The organism is Streptomyces sp. NPDC051214 (genome assembly GCF_040682375.1).
In the GTDB taxonomy this organism is placed as follows: Bacteria; Actinomycetota; Actinomycetes; order Streptomycetales; family Streptomycetaceae; genus Streptomyces.
In genome coordinates this window covers 369,758-385,788 of record NZ_JBFBAT010000010.1, presented here as the reverse complement: position 1 = coordinate 385,788, position 16,031 = coordinate 369,758, and the positions used below count along the sequence as shown (strand labels likewise).

11 protein-coding genes are annotated in these 16,031 nt (G+C 70.4%); 8 read left to right on the top strand and 3 right to left on the bottom strand.

Annotation, left to right across the window (positions count from 1 at the left end; all coding sequences use genetic code 11):
- Nucleotides 1-94: 94 nt before the first annotated feature.
- Nucleotides 95-1,003 (bottom strand): MurR/RpiR family transcriptional regulator, encoded by a 909-nt coding sequence (locus AB0M70_RS27600; RefSeq protein ID WP_365823768.1) that lies wholly within the window; start codon nucleotides 1,001-1,003, stop codon nucleotides 95-97.
- Nucleotides 1,004-1,112: 109 nt separating this feature from the next.
- Between AB0M70_RS27600 and AB0M70_RS27595 the strand changes: the two genes are divergently transcribed.
- Genes AB0M70_RS27595 through AB0M70_RS27570 form a run of 6 tightly spaced genes read left to right on the top strand, consistent with a single transcriptional unit; the run spans nucleotide 1,113 to nucleotide 7,538 of the window.
- A complete protein-coding gene (locus tag AB0M70_RS27595) occupies nucleotides 1,113-2,264 on the top strand; it encodes a C45 family peptidase (protein WP_365823766.1) in 1,152 nt (383 codons plus the stop codon).
- A 56-nt stretch (nucleotides 2,265-2,320) separates the two neighbouring features.
- Nucleotides 2,321-3,943, top strand: coding sequence for an ABC transporter substrate-binding protein (locus tag AB0M70_RS27590; protein ID WP_365823822.1), 1,623 nt, complete (start codon nucleotides 2,321-2,323; stop codon nucleotides 3,941-3,943).
- 9 nt (nucleotides 3,944-3,952) lie between these two features.
- Complete coding sequence (locus AB0M70_RS27585; RefSeq protein WP_365823819.1) at nucleotides 3,953-4,900, top strand: ABC transporter permease; 948 nt, start codon at nucleotides 3,953-3,955, stop codon at nucleotides 4,898-4,900.
- Nucleotides 4,900-5,745 carry an ABC transporter permease gene (locus AB0M70_RS27580; RefSeq protein ID WP_365823764.1) on the top strand — a complete coding sequence of 282 codons (846 nt, stop codon included), beginning with the start codon at nucleotides 4,900-4,902 and terminating at the stop codon, nucleotides 5,743-5,745. Before AB0M70_RS27585 ends, AB0M70_RS27580 begins: the two co-directional genes overlap by 1 nt.
- 3 nt (nucleotides 5,746-5,748) lie before the next feature.
- A complete protein-coding gene (locus AB0M70_RS27575; protein ID WP_365823762.1) occupies nucleotides 5,749-6,741 on the top strand; it encodes an ABC transporter ATP-binding protein in 993 nt (330 codons plus the stop codon).
- Nucleotides 6,741-7,538, top strand: coding sequence for an ATP-binding cassette domain-containing protein (locus AB0M70_RS27570; RefSeq protein WP_365823760.1), 798 nt, complete (start codon nucleotides 6,741-6,743; stop codon nucleotides 7,536-7,538). Before AB0M70_RS27575 ends, AB0M70_RS27570 begins: the two co-directional genes overlap by 1 nt.
- 225 nt (nucleotides 7,539-7,763) lie before the next feature.
- On the opposite strand, the gene AB0M70_RS27565 is transcribed toward AB0M70_RS27570, so the two are convergent.
- Complete coding sequence (locus tag AB0M70_RS27565) at nucleotides 7,764-7,967, bottom strand: cold-shock protein (RefSeq protein ID WP_006138897.1); 204 nt, start codon at nucleotides 7,965-7,967, stop codon at nucleotides 7,764-7,766.
- A gap of 336 nt (nucleotides 7,968-8,303) precedes the next feature.
- Between AB0M70_RS27565 and AB0M70_RS27560 the strand changes: the two genes are divergently transcribed.
- A complete protein-coding gene (locus tag AB0M70_RS27560; RefSeq protein ID WP_365823817.1) occupies nucleotides 8,304-9,188 on the top strand; it encodes a menaquinone biosynthesis protein in 885 nt (294 codons plus the stop codon).
- 90 nt (nucleotides 9,189-9,278) lie between these two features.
- On the top strand, nucleotides 9,279-10,949 hold the full coding sequence (locus AB0M70_RS27555; RefSeq protein ID WP_365823757.1) for a protein kinase: 1,671 nt from the start codon (nucleotides 9,279-9,281) through the stop codon (nucleotides 10,947-10,949).
- Between the two features lie 45 nt (nucleotides 10,950-10,994).
- Here the strand turns inward: AB0M70_RS27555 and AB0M70_RS27550 are convergent, their stop codons facing one another.
- A complete protein-coding gene (locus tag AB0M70_RS27550; protein ID WP_365823755.1) occupies nucleotides 10,995-15,716 on the bottom strand; it encodes an FtsK/SpoIIIE domain-containing protein in 4,722 nt (1,573 codons plus the stop codon).
- Nucleotides 15,717-16,031: the final 315 nt, after the last annotated feature.

The following is a 16,031-nucleotide window of genomic DNA, read 5'->3' as shown; positions in this document are numbered from 1 at the left end:
CAGGACACCTTGAGGTGCTGGACCGGTATCTGCACCACCTGCCAGCAGCCGCTGCCCAGAAACCGCAGATCAGCACCAACTTAACGGAGTCCTACTAGGACCCCTTCCGAGGCCTAGAGGCCAGCAACTGCTCGCGCAGCGCAGTAAGTTGATGCGAAGTCTCCACCGCGCGCCCCTCATCCAACGTAGCCAGCGCAAGCAACAACGCATCGGCCACCACAAGCGCCGTCAACGCCTCGGTAGTAATGCCGGTAGGCGTATGCGGCGCCGTCAGAACCGCGTCCACCCGCCCCCCGTACAACTCCGCCAACTCATCCGTGACCAGAACGACCCGCGCCCCCACCGCCCGCGCCCGCTCGATCAGCACCGTCAGCTCGGCCAACGCCCGCCCCGGCTGGAAGATCACCACGGCGTCACCCTGCCGCACGGCGAGCAGATGGTCGGCGAGGGCGAAACCCGTGTCCCCAAAGTAACGGGCCCGCCGGCCGATCCTTCCGAGCGCCAACGCCAGGTGCCGCGCGGCCAGTTCGGACGCCACGATGCCGTAACAGTGGATCTCCGGGGCCTCGGCGAGGAACCCCACCGCGTCCCGCAGCGCCCCGCCCGGCGTCAGGCGCCGCGCGTGCTCGATGCGCTCCTGCGCCTCGTCGAAGACATCGCCCCAGATGTCGTCCAGGTCCCGCCCCACGTGCGCGATGCGCTGCCGAAGGCGCACCTCCGGCGGCACCGCCGAAGTGAAGTCCGACGCCAGCTCCCGCTTGAGCGCGGGCAGTCCCGCATACCCGAGCCGCTGCATGGCGCGGACCACCGTCGCGTTGCTGGTCCCGCTCGCCGCGCCCAGCTCCTGCGCGCTGGCGAAGAGCAGCGACTCGGCGGGGGCGCTGACCACGTACTGGGCGACGGCCCGCTCGGACGTCGAGAGGGTCTCCCACTGGTCGCGCACGGCCGCCCGCAGCCGCGCGAGCCCCGCGCCGGCCCCCGCCTGATCCTCTGAAATTTCCATTACAGCTATTGACTCTCGTGTGATGGCCGTTACTCTCCTGGGCAACGCATTCCAAAGGGAGAGCTTCTCGTAACCAACGTTACAGCAGCTCTCCGTCGCGAGGAGAACAATGGCACTGCCCCTCATCGAGATATCCGGCACCCCGGCCGGCCGCGGCCGCCAGTACGGCGAAGCCGTCCGCCCGCAACTGCACGCCGCCCTCGCCTATTACGAGGAGGCGTTCGGCCAGTCGTCCGGCCTGACCTGGGACCAGGTCACCGCCCGCGCCACCCGCTGGCTCGAGCCGGTCCGCGACTACGCGCCCCACCTCCTGGAGGAGATGCGCGGGATCGCCGAGGGCGCCGGAGTGACCCTCCCCGACATCCTCGCGCTCAACGCCCGCGGCGAGGTCATCTACGACCGCTCCTTCGCCGCCATGCAGGCCAAGGAGACGGCGGCCGACGAGGAACCCGCCGACGGCTGCACCTCCTTCGCCGTCTACGGAGAGGCCAGCGGCGACGGCCACGTATGGGCCGGGCAGAACTGGGACTGGCGGGCCGGGGTCGCCGACACCGTCGTCATGCTGCGCGTCGTCCAGCCCCCGCACCCGACCCTGATCATGCAGGTCGAGGCGGGCCAGATCGGGCGCCAGGGCGCCAACTCGGCGGGCATCGCCCTGAACGCGAACGGCCTCGGCGGGCGCTTCAGCGACGCCATCGGCCTCCCGCAGACCGTCGTACGCCGCAGTGTCCTGGACCAGCACACCATCACCGACGCCCTCGACGTGCTCTGCCGCACCCGCGCCCACATCGCGTCCAACGCCCTGCTGACCTGCCGCGAGGGCTTCGCCGTCGACCTGGAGACGACCCCGGCGGGGCACGGCTGGATGTATCCCACCGACGGACTCCTCGTGCACGGCAACCACTACCAGGCGGGCGTCCCCGCCGCGATCGCCGCCGACTACCGCCCCATGTCGTCCGACTCACTGGTCCGCGTCCCGCGCGCCGAACAGGGCCTCGGCGCCCTGCGCTCCTCCACCGGCGCCGACGAGTCCCGCAAGATCATCAAGCAGGCCATGTCCGACCACCTCGGCCACCCCGAGTCGCTGTGCACCCACCCCGACCCGCGCAAGCCCGAGGTCAAGCACTGGTCCACGCTCGTCTCCTCCTGTGTCGACCTGACCGGCGGCGACTACCACGTCACCGCCGGCACCCCCTGCGACCGCGACTACCAGCACATGCCCTGGAACCTCTACGACGGCCCGTACGGAGACAACAGATGACGACGACCAGGACGAGCAAATCGATCGGGACGACCAGGGCCACCACGAGGCGTCCGATGGTCGCGGGCCTCGCCACGGCCACGCTTCTCGCCGTCGCCGGGTGCAGCGGCGCCGACACGGCCGCCACCGGGGGCAAGCCCGCCGACGCCGCCAAGCTGAAGCTGAGCGCGACGACCGCAGCCGCCAAGGGGCCGCTGGACAAGGCGGACTGGCTCCTGGAGGACGAGCCGGACTCGCTCGACCTCGACACCCAGGGAACGAGCGCGGGCCGCGTCGTCCTCACCAACGTCTGCGAGCGGCTCTACCAACTGCAGCCCGACATGACGACGAAGCCCTTCCTCGCCGAGAAGGCCCGTACGCCCGACGACAGGGCGCTCGTCCTCACTCTCCGGAACGGCGTCACCTTCCACGACGGGTCGAAGCTGACCGCCGACGATGTGCTGTGGTCGCTGAAGCGGCACGCCGACCCGGACATGGAGCAGGCCGACGAGTTCGGCAACGTCAAGTCGATGAAGAAGACCGGCGACCGCGAGATCACCATCCGGTTCAAGGAACCCGACGCACTCTTCACCAAGGCCCTCGCGGGCGACGCGGGCATCATCTGGAACAAGGAGCAAGTGACCGACGCGGGCGAGGACTTCGGCACGCCGGGTCAAGGCGACGCGTGCAGCGGCCCGTACGCGCTCAAGGGCTGGAAGTCCGGCGACTCGATCACCATCGAGGCGTACGACGGCTACTGGGGCACGAAGCCGCTCACCCGACAGGTCACCTTCCGCTGGGCCTCCGACAGCGCGCTGGTCAACGCCCTGAAGACGGGCGCCGCCGACGGGACGTACGCCGAATCCCCGAACACCGCCTCCGCCCTGCGCACCACCAAGGGCCTCGACCAGCACTACGGCCCCTCCACGGCGTCCCTCGTGCTCATCCCGACGGCCCGGGGCGGCCTGAAGGACCCGCAGATCCGCCGGGCCCTGTCCCTCGCGATCGACCGGACGGGCATCGCGAAGTCCGGGTACGGCGGGCTCGCCCAGCCCTGGGCCACCCCGGTCGGCTCCGGCGCCTGGGGATACGAGAAGCCCGCCTTCGAGGCCGCGCAGAAGAAGCTGTCGGCCGCGGCCCCCGCCACCCCCACCGCCGACGACCTCGCCGAGGCCAAGGAACTGGTGAAGGAGGCGGGTGCGCCGGCCGGACCCATCGTGATCGGCACCGACAGCAGCCAGGGCCGGACGGTCGTCGCGAACGCGGTGCGTTCCGCGCTCCAGCGCATCGGGCTCAAGGGTCAGATCAAGACCGTGCCGACGGCCCAGTTCGAGGAGTTCTACAGCGATCCGTCCGCACGGGCCGACATCGACGTGCTGGTCGGCGACTGGTACATCTCCAAGGCCGACCCCATGGGCTTCTACGACAACGGCCTCTCCGACTCCTCCAACAACTGGGTCGGCTTCAAGGACGCGGCGTACGACAAGAAGGTCCGCCAGGCCCTGAGCACCCTGGACGACGCGAAGCGGGCCGAGCTCGCGATCGACGTACAGCAGCGGTTCGTGGACGCGGGCGTCTGGATCTCGGTCGCGCAGGTCCCGACGGCGCTCGTCGTCAACGACAAGCTGACGGGACCCCCGGCGTCGCAGGCCTACCTCTACTACCCGTGGGCCGCCGCACTCGGCCTGAAGAAGGGCTAGGTGAGCGTCGTGCTCGCTCGGATCTCACGGCGGCTCGCGGGTCTCGTCGCGACCCTCTTCGCCGCCTCGTTCGTCATCTTCGCCGCCGTGTACGCGGCGCCGGGCGACCCCGCGGTGTTCCTCGCGGGCGGCCGGGACAAGCTGACACCGGAGCGCCTGGCCCAGGTGCGCGCGCAGTACCACCTGGACGAACCGCTGGTCGTCCAGTACGGCCGGTGGCTGTGGGACTGCGTCCACTTCGACCTGGGGCGCTCCTTCAAGTACAGCGACCAGGTGGCCGACCTGGTGACGGCCCGCTTCCCGACGACGCTCCAACTGGTCGCCTACGCGACGGTTTTGTTCGTGGTGTTCGGCGTCGGCGCCGGCATCCTGGCCGCGGTCAAGCGCTCCACGTGGGTGGACTCCGCCGTCGTGGGCGGCACGACGCTCGCCGCCTCGGTCCCTTCGTTCGTGGCGGCCATCGCCCTGGTCTCGCTGTTCGGCGTGCAGCTCGGATGGTTCCCGGTCTCGGGCTCGGGAGAGGGCCTCGGCGGCACCCTGCACCACCTGACGCTCCCCGCCCTGTCGTTGGCGCTCGGCGCCCTCGCCATCATCAGCCGGGTCACCCGGCAGGCGATGGCGGACGCCTCCGCGTCCGACCACGTGGAGGCGGCACGCGCGTCGGGCGTCCCGGAACGGGACATCATCCGGCGCCACGTCCTGCGCAACGCGCTCGGACCGATCATCACGATGTGCGGTCTCGTCATGGCGGGCATGCTCGCGGGCACGGTGGTCGTGGAGACGGCGTTCGGCATCAGCGGTATCGGCTCGCTCCTCGTGGGCGCGATCAACACCCATGACTTCCCGGTGGCGCAGGCGGTCCTGCTGCTCATGGTCACCGGCTACATCGTGGTGACGACGCTGGTGGACGTGGTGCACCCGCTGCTCGACCCACGCGTGAAGGAGGCCCGTTCCTGATGGCTGCCGCCGCAGTAACTCTCGCGCCTCTGGCCGTACGCCGACGGCGCCCCGTAGGGGTGATCGTCGCCGCCGGTCTACTCGCCCTCGTCGTCCTGGCGGCGCTGTTCGCACCGCTCCTCGCGCCCTACGCCCCTGACGCGATCGACCTCTCGGCCTCACTGGTCGGGACCTCCGGGGACCACCTCCTCGGCACCGACTCATCGGGCCAGGACCTGCTGTCACGCGCCCTGTACGGGACCCGCACGAGCCTGATCGCGCCGATCCTGCTCCTCGCCGTCGCCGCCGTGCTCGGCATCACGCTCGGCGTGCTCGCCGCGTGGCGCGGGGGATGGGTGGACGCGCTGGTCTCACGGATCACGGACGTGATGTACGCGTTCCCGGGCCTGCTGTTCACCGTCCTGATCATCGCGGTCTTCGGCGCCGGCATGACGACGTCCGTACTGGCCCTCGGCCTCGCCTTCACCCCGACGATCGCCAAGTACGTGCGCTCGCTGGCCCTTTCGGAGTCCCGCAAGCCGTACGTCGACGCCTACCGGGTGCAGGGGATGGGCGGTGCGCGCATCTGCGTGGCGCACCTGGTCCCGAACCTGGGCCGCGCGATCCTCGGCTACCTGGTCGTCCTCTTCGGCGAGGCGTTGATGTCCCTCGCGACCCTCTCCTACCTGGGCTTCGGCGCCCAACCCCCGTCATCGGACTGGGGCTTGATGGTGCAGGAAGGGCAGGCGGCCGTGGTCCAGGGCGCGCTGCTTCCGGCGCTCGTCCCCGGCACGGCCATCGCCCTGGTCGTCGTGTCCTTCAACGTGGTCGGGGTCTGGGCCGCCGACCGGCTAGGGAGGCAGTGACCCATGCTGCTCGAGATCGAAGACCTCACCCTTCGGGTGCCGGGAGCGGCCCGACCGCTCCTCGAATCGGTGTCCCTCACCGTCCGGCCCGGCGAAGTCGTCGGCCTGGTCGGCGAGTCGGGCTCGGGCAAGTCGACCACGGCGAAGGCGGCACTCGGCCTCCTTCCCGCGGGCGCGACGACGTCGGGCTCCGTCCGGGTGAACGGCACCGAAGTCCTCACCCTCAAGGGCGAGGCCCTGCGGACCCACCGCGCGCGGACCGTCGCCATGGTCCACCAGGACCCCCGCGCCGCACTCAACCCGGTGCGACGCATCGGCGACTTCCTGACCGAGCGCGGCGCGACCCGCGACCAGGCGGTCGAACTCCTCGCCACGGTCGGCCTGTCGGACCCCGCCCACCGCGTACGCCAGCGCCCGCACGAGCTCTCTGGCGGCATGCTGCAACGCGTGGTCATCGCGGGCGCGCTCGCCGCGGAGCCGAGCCTGCTCCTCGCGGACGAGGCGACCAGCGCCCTGGACGTCACGACGCAGGCGGAGATCCTCGCTCTCCTGCGCCAACTGCGGGCCACCCGGGACCTGGGCCTCCTCTTCATCACCCACGACCTGCACCTGGCAGCCGCGTACTGCGACCGCGTGTACGTCATGTACGCGGGCCGCGTGGTGGAACAGCGCTCGGCGAAGGCCCTGTTCGACACCCCGGCCCACCCCTACACGCGGGGCCTGCTCTCCTGCTCGCCCACCCTGGGCGACACGACCCACACCCTCCACCCGATCCCGGGCCGCCCACCTTCCCTCTCGGACACGTTCCCTGGCTGCCCGTTCGTGTCGCGCTGCGGGGAGGCGGAGGAGGGGTGCGAGACGTGGGTGCCGGAGCAGTTCGGTCTTGAGGAGGGGGGAACGGTGGCCTGTTCTGTTGTGGGCAGGCGTTCCGCAGGGCGGAACGGGTGGGCACAACCCACGATGCCGAGTACCGATTCGACCGAGGTGAGCCACTGATGCCGCAAAATCTGCTGACGGTGGACAGCCTCAGCAAGAGCTACCCCCTGCCGGGCGGCGGCCGCCACCAGGCGGCCGAGAACGTGACGTTCACGGTGGGGAAGGGCGGCTCCATAGGAATCGTGGGCGAATCAGGCTCAGGCAAGACAACGGTCGCCCGCATGCTGGTGGGCCTGGCCCGCCAGGACTCCGGCACGGTGACGGTGGAAGGCCGCCCCCGCGAGGCCCGTACGCCCCGGAAGCGAGCCGCACGCCTGGCCAGGGCCAGGGAGATCCAGATGGTCTTCCAGGACCCCTACCTCTCCCTGGACCCCCGCCTCACCTCCGCCCAGTGCCTCCGCACGGCCCTGCACCTGCACGGCAGGGACGAGACCCTGGCCGCGGGGCTCCTGGACCAGGTGGGCCTCGGCACCCGCGAGGCCGGTGCCCGCCCCCGCGAACTCTCCGGCGGCCAGCGCCAACGCCTCGCCATCGCGCGGGCACTGGCGGTGGACCCCCAAGTGCTCGTCCTGGACGAGGCGGTGGCGGCGCTCGACGTGTCGATCCAGGCCCAGATCCTCCAGCTCCTCGGCGAGATCCGCCGGGACATCGGGGTTGCCCTGGTCTTCGTCAGCCACGACCTGGCGGTCGTCCAGCACATCACGGACGAGGTCCTGGTGATGCGCAGAGGAAAGGCGGTCGAACAGGGCCCCACGCCCCAGGTGCTCTCAGCCCCCAAGGACCCGTACACGACCAGACTCCTGGCATCGGTGCCACGGGAGGGCTGGAACCCGTCGGATGCGACGGCGCTGACGTAAGAGGCGCCCCATAGGGGCGCGGGGAACTGCGCGCCCAGCCACAGCCGGACCGGCAGGAAAAGAGAAGCCCCAGCCAAGGAGCCAGAGCCCAAGGCCCAGGGGCCAGAAAAAGGCAGGAGCCCCGCCTTCCGCTCTCGCGGGAGGCAGGGCTCCTTGGGTACTGCTATCCATGTCCGGATCAAGTCACCGGAACTGTCACACGCCCCACGTGAATGGGGCGCCCCACTACATGGGGGTGACGTTCTCCGCCTGCGGACCCTTCGGGCCCTGCGTGACGTCGAAGCTCACGGCCTGGTTCTCCTCAAGGGAGCGGAAGCCGTTTGCGTTGATCGCGGAGTAGTGGACGAAGACGTCGGGGCCTCCGCCTTCCTGGGCGATGAATCCAAAGCCCTTTTCGGCGTTGAACCACTTCACGGTTCCGGTAGCCATAAGCCCTCCTTGGGCCAAAGGGTTGCCCTGCTCCAGAACCTGCGATTGTTGAAACAACTGCATAAGTCTGAAAACGACGAGAGCCCGCGGGTCACATGCTCCGCAGGCTCTGTACTGCAAGGGAAACCAAACTGCAACTTGCGGCGAGCTTAGCACGCAGGCAGCCGAATGCAATAGGGGGCAAGATCACGTCACCCGGATGTTTGACGGACCCCCCAGAGGGGTTGACGGGCCAGGTCGAAAGCTCTTGACAAGGACGGGATCGGGGCCCCGCTTTCTGCACCGTACCGCAAGGGGGCTAGCCTCCCCGATGTGGACAATTCTCCCGTTGACGCCATCGCCGGGGAGGGCTCAGATCAGCTCTCCGGTCACCGCCGCACCCCCCGGCCACGCGTCGGTCACATTCAGTTCCTGAACTGCATGCCTCTGTACTGGGGCCTCGCGCGCACCGGCACACTGCTCGACTTCGAGCTCACGAAGGACACCCCCGAGAAGCTCAGCGAGCAGTTGGTGCGGGGCGATCTCGATATCGCGCCCGTGACCCTCGTCGAGTTCCTCAAGAACGCCGACGACCTCGTCGCTTTCCCCGATCTCGCGGTCGGCTGCGACGGCCCGGTGATGTCCTGCGTGATCGTCTCGCAGGTACCGCTGGACCAGCTGGACGGAGCGAGGGTCGCGCTCGGCTCGACCTCGCGCACCTCCGTGCGCCTGGCGCAGCTGCTGCTCGCCGAGCGGTACGGCGTGCGCCCCGACTACTACACGTGTCCGCCCGACCTCGGCGTGATGATGCAGGAGGCGGACGCCGCCGTGCTCATCGGGGACGCGGCGCTGCGGGCCAACCTGATCGACGGCCCGCGGCTCGGTCTGGACGTATACGACCTGGGCCAGATGTGGAAGGACTGGACGGGGCTGCCGTTCGTCTTCGCGGTCTGGGCGGCCCGGCGGGACTACGCGGAGCGCGAGCCCGACGTGGTGCGCGCGGTGCACAAGGCGTTCCTGTCCTCGCGTGATCTCTCCCTCGAGGAGGTCGGCAAGGTCTCCGAGCAGGCCGCGCGCTGGGAGGCCTTCGACGCGGGGGTCCTGGAGAAGTACTTCACGACGCTCGACTTCCGGTTCGGGAGCGCGCAGTTGGAGGGCGTCGCGGAGTTCGCGCGCCGGGTGGGCGAGACGACCGGGTTCCCCGCGGACGTGCGGGTGGAGCTGCTGGGCGCATCGCAGTAACGTGCGGGCCCGCGGTCTACCCTGAGCTGCAGACAATGCGCGCGGCTCGGTGGCCGCGGCCGTGCGGCGCGTCCGGGGGAGGCCTTCGTCATGCACCCGCTCGATCCCGGTGAACCGACCGTCATCGGCCCCTACCGACTGCTCGGCCGCCTCGGTTCGGGCGGTATGGGCCGGGTCTACCTGGGTCGCAGCTCGGGCGGCCGTACGGTCGCGGTGAAGGTCGTCCATCCCCACTTCGCGCTCGACGAGGAGTTCCGCGCCCGCTTCCGGCGCGAGGTGGAGGCGGCGCGGCGGGTGGGCGGCGACTGGACCGCGCCGGTCCTGGACGCCGATCCGGAGGGGGCGGTGCCGTGGGTGGCCACGGGGTACGCGGCGGGCCCTTCGCTGGCCGACGCGGTACGTGACCAGTCCGCACTCCCGACCCACTCCGTACGGGTACTGGTGGCGGGCCTCGCCGAGGCGCTGACGCATGTGCACGGGCTCGGCCTGGTCCACCGTGACGTGAAGCCGTCGAACGTCATGCTCACGATGGACGGGCCCCGGCTCATCGACTTCGGCATCGCGCGGGCGACGGACGGCACGGCCTCGCTCACGTCGACGGGGGTCTCCGTCGGGTCGCCCGGCTACATGTCGCCGGAGCAGATCCTCGGCAAGGGGGTGGCCGGGGCGGCGGACGTCTTCTCGCTGGGGGCGGTCCTGGTGTTCGCGGCGACGGGGGCGTCACCCTTCCCCGGCGACTCGTCCGCCTCGCTGCTCTACAAGGTCGTGCACGAGGAGCCGGAACTCGGGCCGCTGACAGGGGAGCTGCGGGACATCGCCCGGCAGTGCCTGGCCAAGGACCCGGGGGCCCGCCCCGCGCCGGAGGAACTCGCACGGCGACTGGCGCCCTCGGGTGTGGCCGGCCTGGTGGCGGCCGGCTGGCTGCCGGGCCCGCTGGTCGAACGGGTCTCCAGAAGCGCGGTGCGGCTCCTGGACCTGGAGACGGAGGGGGCCGGGGTCGCGGAACAGCAGTCGGGCCCGGTGCCGTTCGGCTCCCCGAGCACACACGCCCCGGCGCAGGGTTTCGGCCCCCCGGACCCGTCGTACGCGAATTTCCCGTCCCCACCCCCATACGTCCCCACGCAAACGTCCACCCCAGCCCCAAAGCCCTCGGGGGTGCCGGGCAGGATGACCGTCTCGGTCGCCGCGGCGTCCACGCCGAGTGGGGCGGACGGGCGTGGCCGCAAGGTCAGTTGCACGCTGGTCCTGGGCGTGGCGGGCGCGCTCGCCGCGGTGACGGTCGGCTCGGTCTTCGTCTTCGGCCTGCTCCCGGGCAACGACGACGACAACGCGAGCGACGCGGGAGGCCACCCCCCGGCCGCGACCGCGAGCGAACAGCCGGGCAGCGACGGCGCGGACCAGGGGGCCGACGAGGTCCCCGCGTCCTACCGCGGCACCTGGGAAGGCCAGGCGGTGGCGGCGAACGGCGCTGTCCCAATGGGCACGTTCAGCCTGAAGATAGAGCGAGGCAAGATCGGCGACCGCTTCGCCGTCATGACCCAGACCGACCAACTGGGCGGGACCTGCGCGGTGGACCTGACCCTGAAGTCGGTGACGGACAAGGAAATCGTGGCCGAGGGAAAGGGCCAGGCGAAAAGCGCGGCCCAGTGCACGAAGAACGCCCACACGGTCCGCCTACGCCCCAAGAACGACACCCTCCTCTACCTCTCGGAAAACGAACAATCAGGCAACCCCGAAGCCACCCTCACCCGTCAGGACTGACGAGCGGCCGTCCGGGCGGGCCGCCACCCGTCAGTCCTGCCGCCGTCACATCGGCGTAGTGACAGTGACCGGCTCTCCGCTGCCCGTATAGAGGAGGCCCTTGCCTGGGGCGATGGGGCCGCCGACCATGCTTCGGGTGGTTCGGATGCCGATCAGTTCGCCGCTTGATGAGTCCTGGGGGGAGAGCAGGATGCCTCGGCGGCCCTTCTTCGCTTCCACCTGCCAGCCGGAGAAGCCGCCGCAGACCTCCTCCTCGTCGCCGCCGATGATGAGGCCGAGGCCCCGTTCGGCGCCGCGCTGGACCAGGCGTTTGAACTCGCGTTCGGCGTCGCAGTCCTCCAGGACCTCGCCGTCGTCGATGATCCAGATGATCGGGTCCTCGGGGGTCGCGGACTCCACGACCTCCTTGAAGTCGTCGCTCTCGATGTCGTCGTCCTTGAAGACCTTCAGGATGCCTTCCTGGCCTTCGAGTTCGCGCAGCGGCGAGGGGCGGGGGGCGGCGATCACGAGGCGTACGCCCTGAGTGAGGTACGAACGCGCCAGGTTCATCAGTGTTGTGCTGCGGCCCGACTTGGCCGGGCCCGCCACGACGAACGTCGGCACGCCCTGTGCGAGGTCGGGGCCGAAGCCCATGATGTCGTCGCCGCCGATGCCCGCGAGCGCCCACAGCTTGGAGCGCGAGGCCTCCGGGTCCCGCATCTCCCACGCGTCGGCGAAGGTGATGCGGCTGGGCAGGCTGTCCACGCGGAACGGCTTGCGGGCGCGTGGCACGTCCGCGTCCCGGACGGCCGCCGCCTCGCCGATCTCGGTGAGCGCCGCGGCCTGGCCCTGGCCCGTGGAGTCCTCGGAGAGGAGGGCGAACTGCGTCTCCGTGCCGTGCTCGTTCTTGAAGCCGCGGCCCGGCGGAATCTCCTCCGGCACCTTGCGCGCGTTCATGCCGAGCATCGAGAAGTCGGAGCGGTCGGCGAGCCGCAGGCCGTACTTGTCCTCGGTGAGCGAGGCCATGCGGCCGATGAGGACCTGGCGGTCACCGGTGATGACCAGGTGGATGCCGACGCTCGCGCCCTCGCGCATCATCGCCTGCAGCTCGTCCGTCAGCTCACCGTGGTCGTACTCGCCAAGCGTCGGCAGCCAGCCCTCCCAGCGGTCGAGCAGCACGACGATGTGCGCGAGCCGCTCCTCCTCGGGCACCGCGGCCCGCTGCTCGCCGATGTCGGCGAAGCCCTTGTCGGCCAACAGATCCTGGCGGCGCGTCACTTCACCCTTGAGGCGGGTGATGAGGCGCACCGCGCGCTCGGTCTGGTTACGGCTGACGACGGCCCCGCAGTGCGGAAGCCGGGTCAGCGCGTTGAGCGCGCCGTTGCCGCAGTCGATGCCGTAGAGGTGGACGTCGGCGGACGAGTGCGTACGCGCGATGGAGCCCGCGATCGTCCGCAGGATCTGCGAGCGGCCACTGCGCGGGGCACCGCCGACGAGCAGGTGCCCGAAGGAATGGAAGTCCACCACCACCGGACGCCGCGCCTGGTCGGAGGGGATGTCCTCGAGGCCGAACGGCGCGGGCGCGAGCGCGCCCGGCTTGTCGCTCGCGGCGGGCCGCGGGATCTCGTCGAGCTGGAGCGTCTCGGAGAGCGCGGGCAGCCACGGGCTGTGCTGCGCGGGAATCCCCATCGTCGCGTTCGCGTCCCGCACGGCGTCCACGAGGACCTTGAGGTCGGTGATCTCCTCCTCCTCGCGCGCCGCGGCCTTGGGCTTCACGAGCGCGGCACGGCCGAGGTCCTCCCACCCGAGCCGGCCCGCCCACGGCGCGAGCAGCGCCGGGTCGGTGGCGCCGGGCCTGCGGCCACCGACACGCCCCGACTGGAAGGGGACGAGCGAGGCGTGACCGAGGCGGACGTAGGCGCGGCCGGGCGTGCTCTTGGCGATGTGCCCTGCCGCCGGGTCGTCGATGACGTCGGCGGACTCGGCGCCGTCCGTCACGCGCAGGGCGATGCGGAGGTTGGTGTTGGCGCGGATCTCGGGCGACACGACACCGGACGGCCGCTGCGTGGCGAGCAGCAGGTGGATGCCGAGCGAACGGCCACGCTGGGCGATGTTGACCAGACCCGTCACGAAGTCGGGCAGGTCACGCACCATGGAGGCGAACTCGTCGATGACGATGAGGAGTCGGGGCACGGGCGGGTGCGAGGGATCACGGCGTACGAGGTCCTGGTAGTCCTCGATGTCCTTCGCGTCGGCCGCCGCCAGGATGTGCTCGCGCCGCTTGAGCTCGGCGCCAAGCGACTCCAGGGCGCGCTCCACGAGGTGCGCGTCGAGGTCGGTGACCATGCCCACCGTGTGCGGCAGCTTCACGCAGTCCTTGAACGCGGAGCCACCCTTGTAGTCCACGAGGACGAAGGTCATGTTCTCGGGGGTGTTGGCCACCGCGAGCGCCGCCACGATGGTCTGAAGCAGCTCCGACTTACCGGAACCGGTCGTACCGGCGATCAGGCCGTGCGGCCCGTCCCGCCGCATGTCGATGCCGAAGGGCCCGTCGTACGACTCACCGATGACGGCCATCGTCGACTGGCCGCTCACCTGCCAGCGCGCGGTGATCTGTTCGGCCGTCGGCGGCTCGAGCTGGAGCACGTCGAGCAGCCGGCTCGACCCCGGCAGCGCCGAGTCCTCGGTCTCGCCGCTGATGTCGCGCAGCGGCGAGAGCGCCCGCGCGAGCCGCCCGCACCAGGCGGGGGACACGAAGTCGGGGCGTACGGAACGGATGCGGGCGGCGTCGGTCCGCTCGACGCGCAGCCGCAGTTCGAAGGGCTTGTCGGCGCCCTGCTCGCCGTCGTCGGCGCTCTGGTGCCACGCCTGGAAGGACGGGAAACCGCCGGGAGCGGCCGGGGCGGGCTGCGCGGCGGCCGACGCGGTGGGCCTGGCCGGCAGGCCGATCTCCTCCGGCCGCGGCTCGGCGATCACGACGGCCTGGCACTCGCCGGGCAGGAACCGCTCCTCGTCGTCGAGGCAGAGCGCGTACATCGACACGGCGGGGCCCTCGCGCAGCAGCTTCACCACACCGGGCATGGACCGCAGCCGCCGGGACCCGTCCCACACCACGACGATGTCGGGGTCCCCGAAGGAGGCCGCGCCGCCCCGGTTGTTCTCCTTGGCGGCCTTCTGGCGGGCGGCGAGTATCTGGGTCAGCTCACCGATGCGGGAGCCGACGGTCTCGGCGTCCGTCCCGATCAGCACGTTGGCGTCCTGCGCACCGGCGGGCCGCGAGTGCGGCAGCCAGCGCGTCCAGTCCCACGTCTCGCGCGCCGAGTTCTCGGTCAGGACGTAGAACTGCACGTCGAGCGGGCTGTGCAGGACCGCGGTCTGCGCGACCGCCCAGCGGCCGAGCGCCTGCGCGGAGTCGCCGGGTCCCGCCATGCCGATCACGCCGAGGTCGCGCAGCGAGAGCGCGACGGGCGCGTCCTCGATCTTCCAGGTGACCTCGCGCTTGTGGTCGTCCTGCTCGGGGTCGTCGAGGACGACCTCGGAGTCGATCCGCCCGGTGCCGACGCGGATCAGCAGATGGTCCCCGTCGGTCCGCCGCCGCTCCCACAGCCGCGTACGGGGGCCGGTGCTCAGCGAGAGGATGCCCGCCGGGCTGAGGATGGCCTGCCGCTTGTCGAGCCGCTCGGCGACGAGCGCGTCCTGGGCGTCCTTCTCGATCCGCGCCTTGTGTTCGTTGTACTCCTTGACCTGCTTGGCATGGGACTTGCGCCCGTGCTTCTTGTCCATGAAGTAGTTGCCGAACAGGATCAGCGGGCTGAGCAGCGCCATGATCAGGTAGTACCAGCGCCCGAAGATCATCACGGATACGACGGCACCGACGAGCGGCGTGAGCGCCATCAGCCAGGGCAGCGGGCGCGCCTCGAAATCACGTACCGGACTCGGCAGCCTGAATTTCGTCTGACGCTCGGGGGGACGGAGTCGGGGCGGCCGGTTGTAATCAAGTCCGGCGCCGTCCTCCGACCACTTCAGGGCGGCATTCGGCGGCGTATAGCGGTCGAGTTCGAAAAGGGTGTTGCCGACCGCGATCTGTGCGCCGAGCGGCCATTCCCCTTTCTTCCACGCATTACTGCCCGGATCATTCTCGACGTCACTGTCGGCAGCGTCGGTGCTGTCGGCGGCGTCGCGCTTCTTCTTCTTTTTGCCCGGCTTGTTGCTTTTCTCGTTCTTCTCGGCTTCTTCTTCGAGTTCGTCGTACTTCTTGCCGTCGAGGGTCACGCCGCCTTTGTCACCATGTACGGCGACTTGGCAGGTGCCATCGGTTGCAACTGACAACGTCAGGGCGCGCGAGGGCAGTTCCGGATCATCGACGCGGATGTACGAGGCGGGCCCGCTGCCGATGTCGTAGCGCCCGATCCCGAGCCGGTGCACCGCGCCGGCCGAGGGGCCTCCCGCGACGCGCAGTTCGACCAGGCCGGTGGGTTCGCCGGGCAGGCAGCCCGCCGGGTCGTGCAGGCTGACGACGGCGCCCTCGCGCAGCGGGGAGGTCCCGATGGTCGCGGCGGCGTCGATGGGATAGCCGTCCACGAAGACGATCGGCGCTCCGCCCTGGCCGGTGCCGGGCTGGAGTTGATGGCCGCCGATGGGGATGATCTGGGCGTCGCCGCCGCCGTACCCCACCTGGGCGGCCAGCTCCTTGGCGATGTCCCCCACGGAGGACTCAGGATCGGCGTCGAGCACGACGTCGGCGTTCGCGCCGCCGAGCGGATCGACGACGGTCAGAGTCAGGCGCACGATCGTCCTCCCCTAGAGCCCCTTTTGACCGCTTCCGGGTTTGCTTTCGCAGTTGCTCCGGAGTGCGGTCACGGCGGCTTGTCCACAGTGCTGTGAGGCTGTCCACAGTGCCTGTGACGATAGCCGCTCCACCCTTCCCGCAGGCAACGGGCTGTGCACCAGCTCATAGCAGAGCTGTGACTCAACCGGGGTGTGCTCACTTCTGCCCCACCCGTAAGCTGCTGACCCAAGAGCGGAAGATCGCATGAACGGCCGGACGGCCTTCGCGCGGCCCGCACGGAGGAGCCAAGGGGGATGGCCCTGCGGCGAGTTGGA

Coding starts and splice junctions, on each gene's coding strand:
- AB0M70_RS27575 (WP_365823762.1), top strand. CDS start 5,749: ATGCTGCTCGAGATCGAAGACCTCACCCTTCGGGTGCCGGGAGCGGCC.
- AB0M70_RS27580 (WP_365823764.1), top strand. CDS start 4,900: ATGGCTGCCGCCGCAGTAACTCTCGCGCCTCTGGCCGTACGCCGACGG.
- AB0M70_RS27590 (WP_365823822.1), top strand. CDS start 2,321: ATGGTCGCGGGCCTCGCCACGGCCACGCTTCTCGCCGTCGCCGGGTGC.
- AB0M70_RS27595 (WP_365823766.1), top strand. CDS start 1,113: ATGGCACTGCCCCTCATCGAGATATCCGGCACCCCGGCCGGCCGCGGC.
- AB0M70_RS27570 (WP_365823760.1), top strand. CDS start 6,741: ATGCCGCAAAATCTGCTGACGGTGGACAGCCTCAGCAAGAGCTACCCC.
- AB0M70_RS27555 (WP_365823757.1), top strand. CDS start 9,279: ATGCACCCGCTCGATCCCGGTGAACCGACCGTCATCGGCCCCTACCGA.
- AB0M70_RS27565 (WP_006138897.1), bottom strand. CDS start 7,967: ATGGCTACCGGAACCGTGAAGTGGTTCAACGCCGAAAAGGGCTTTGGA.
- AB0M70_RS27600 (WP_365823768.1), bottom strand. CDS start 1,003: ATGGAAATTTCAGAGGATCAGGCGGGGGCCGGCGCGGGGCTCGCGCGG.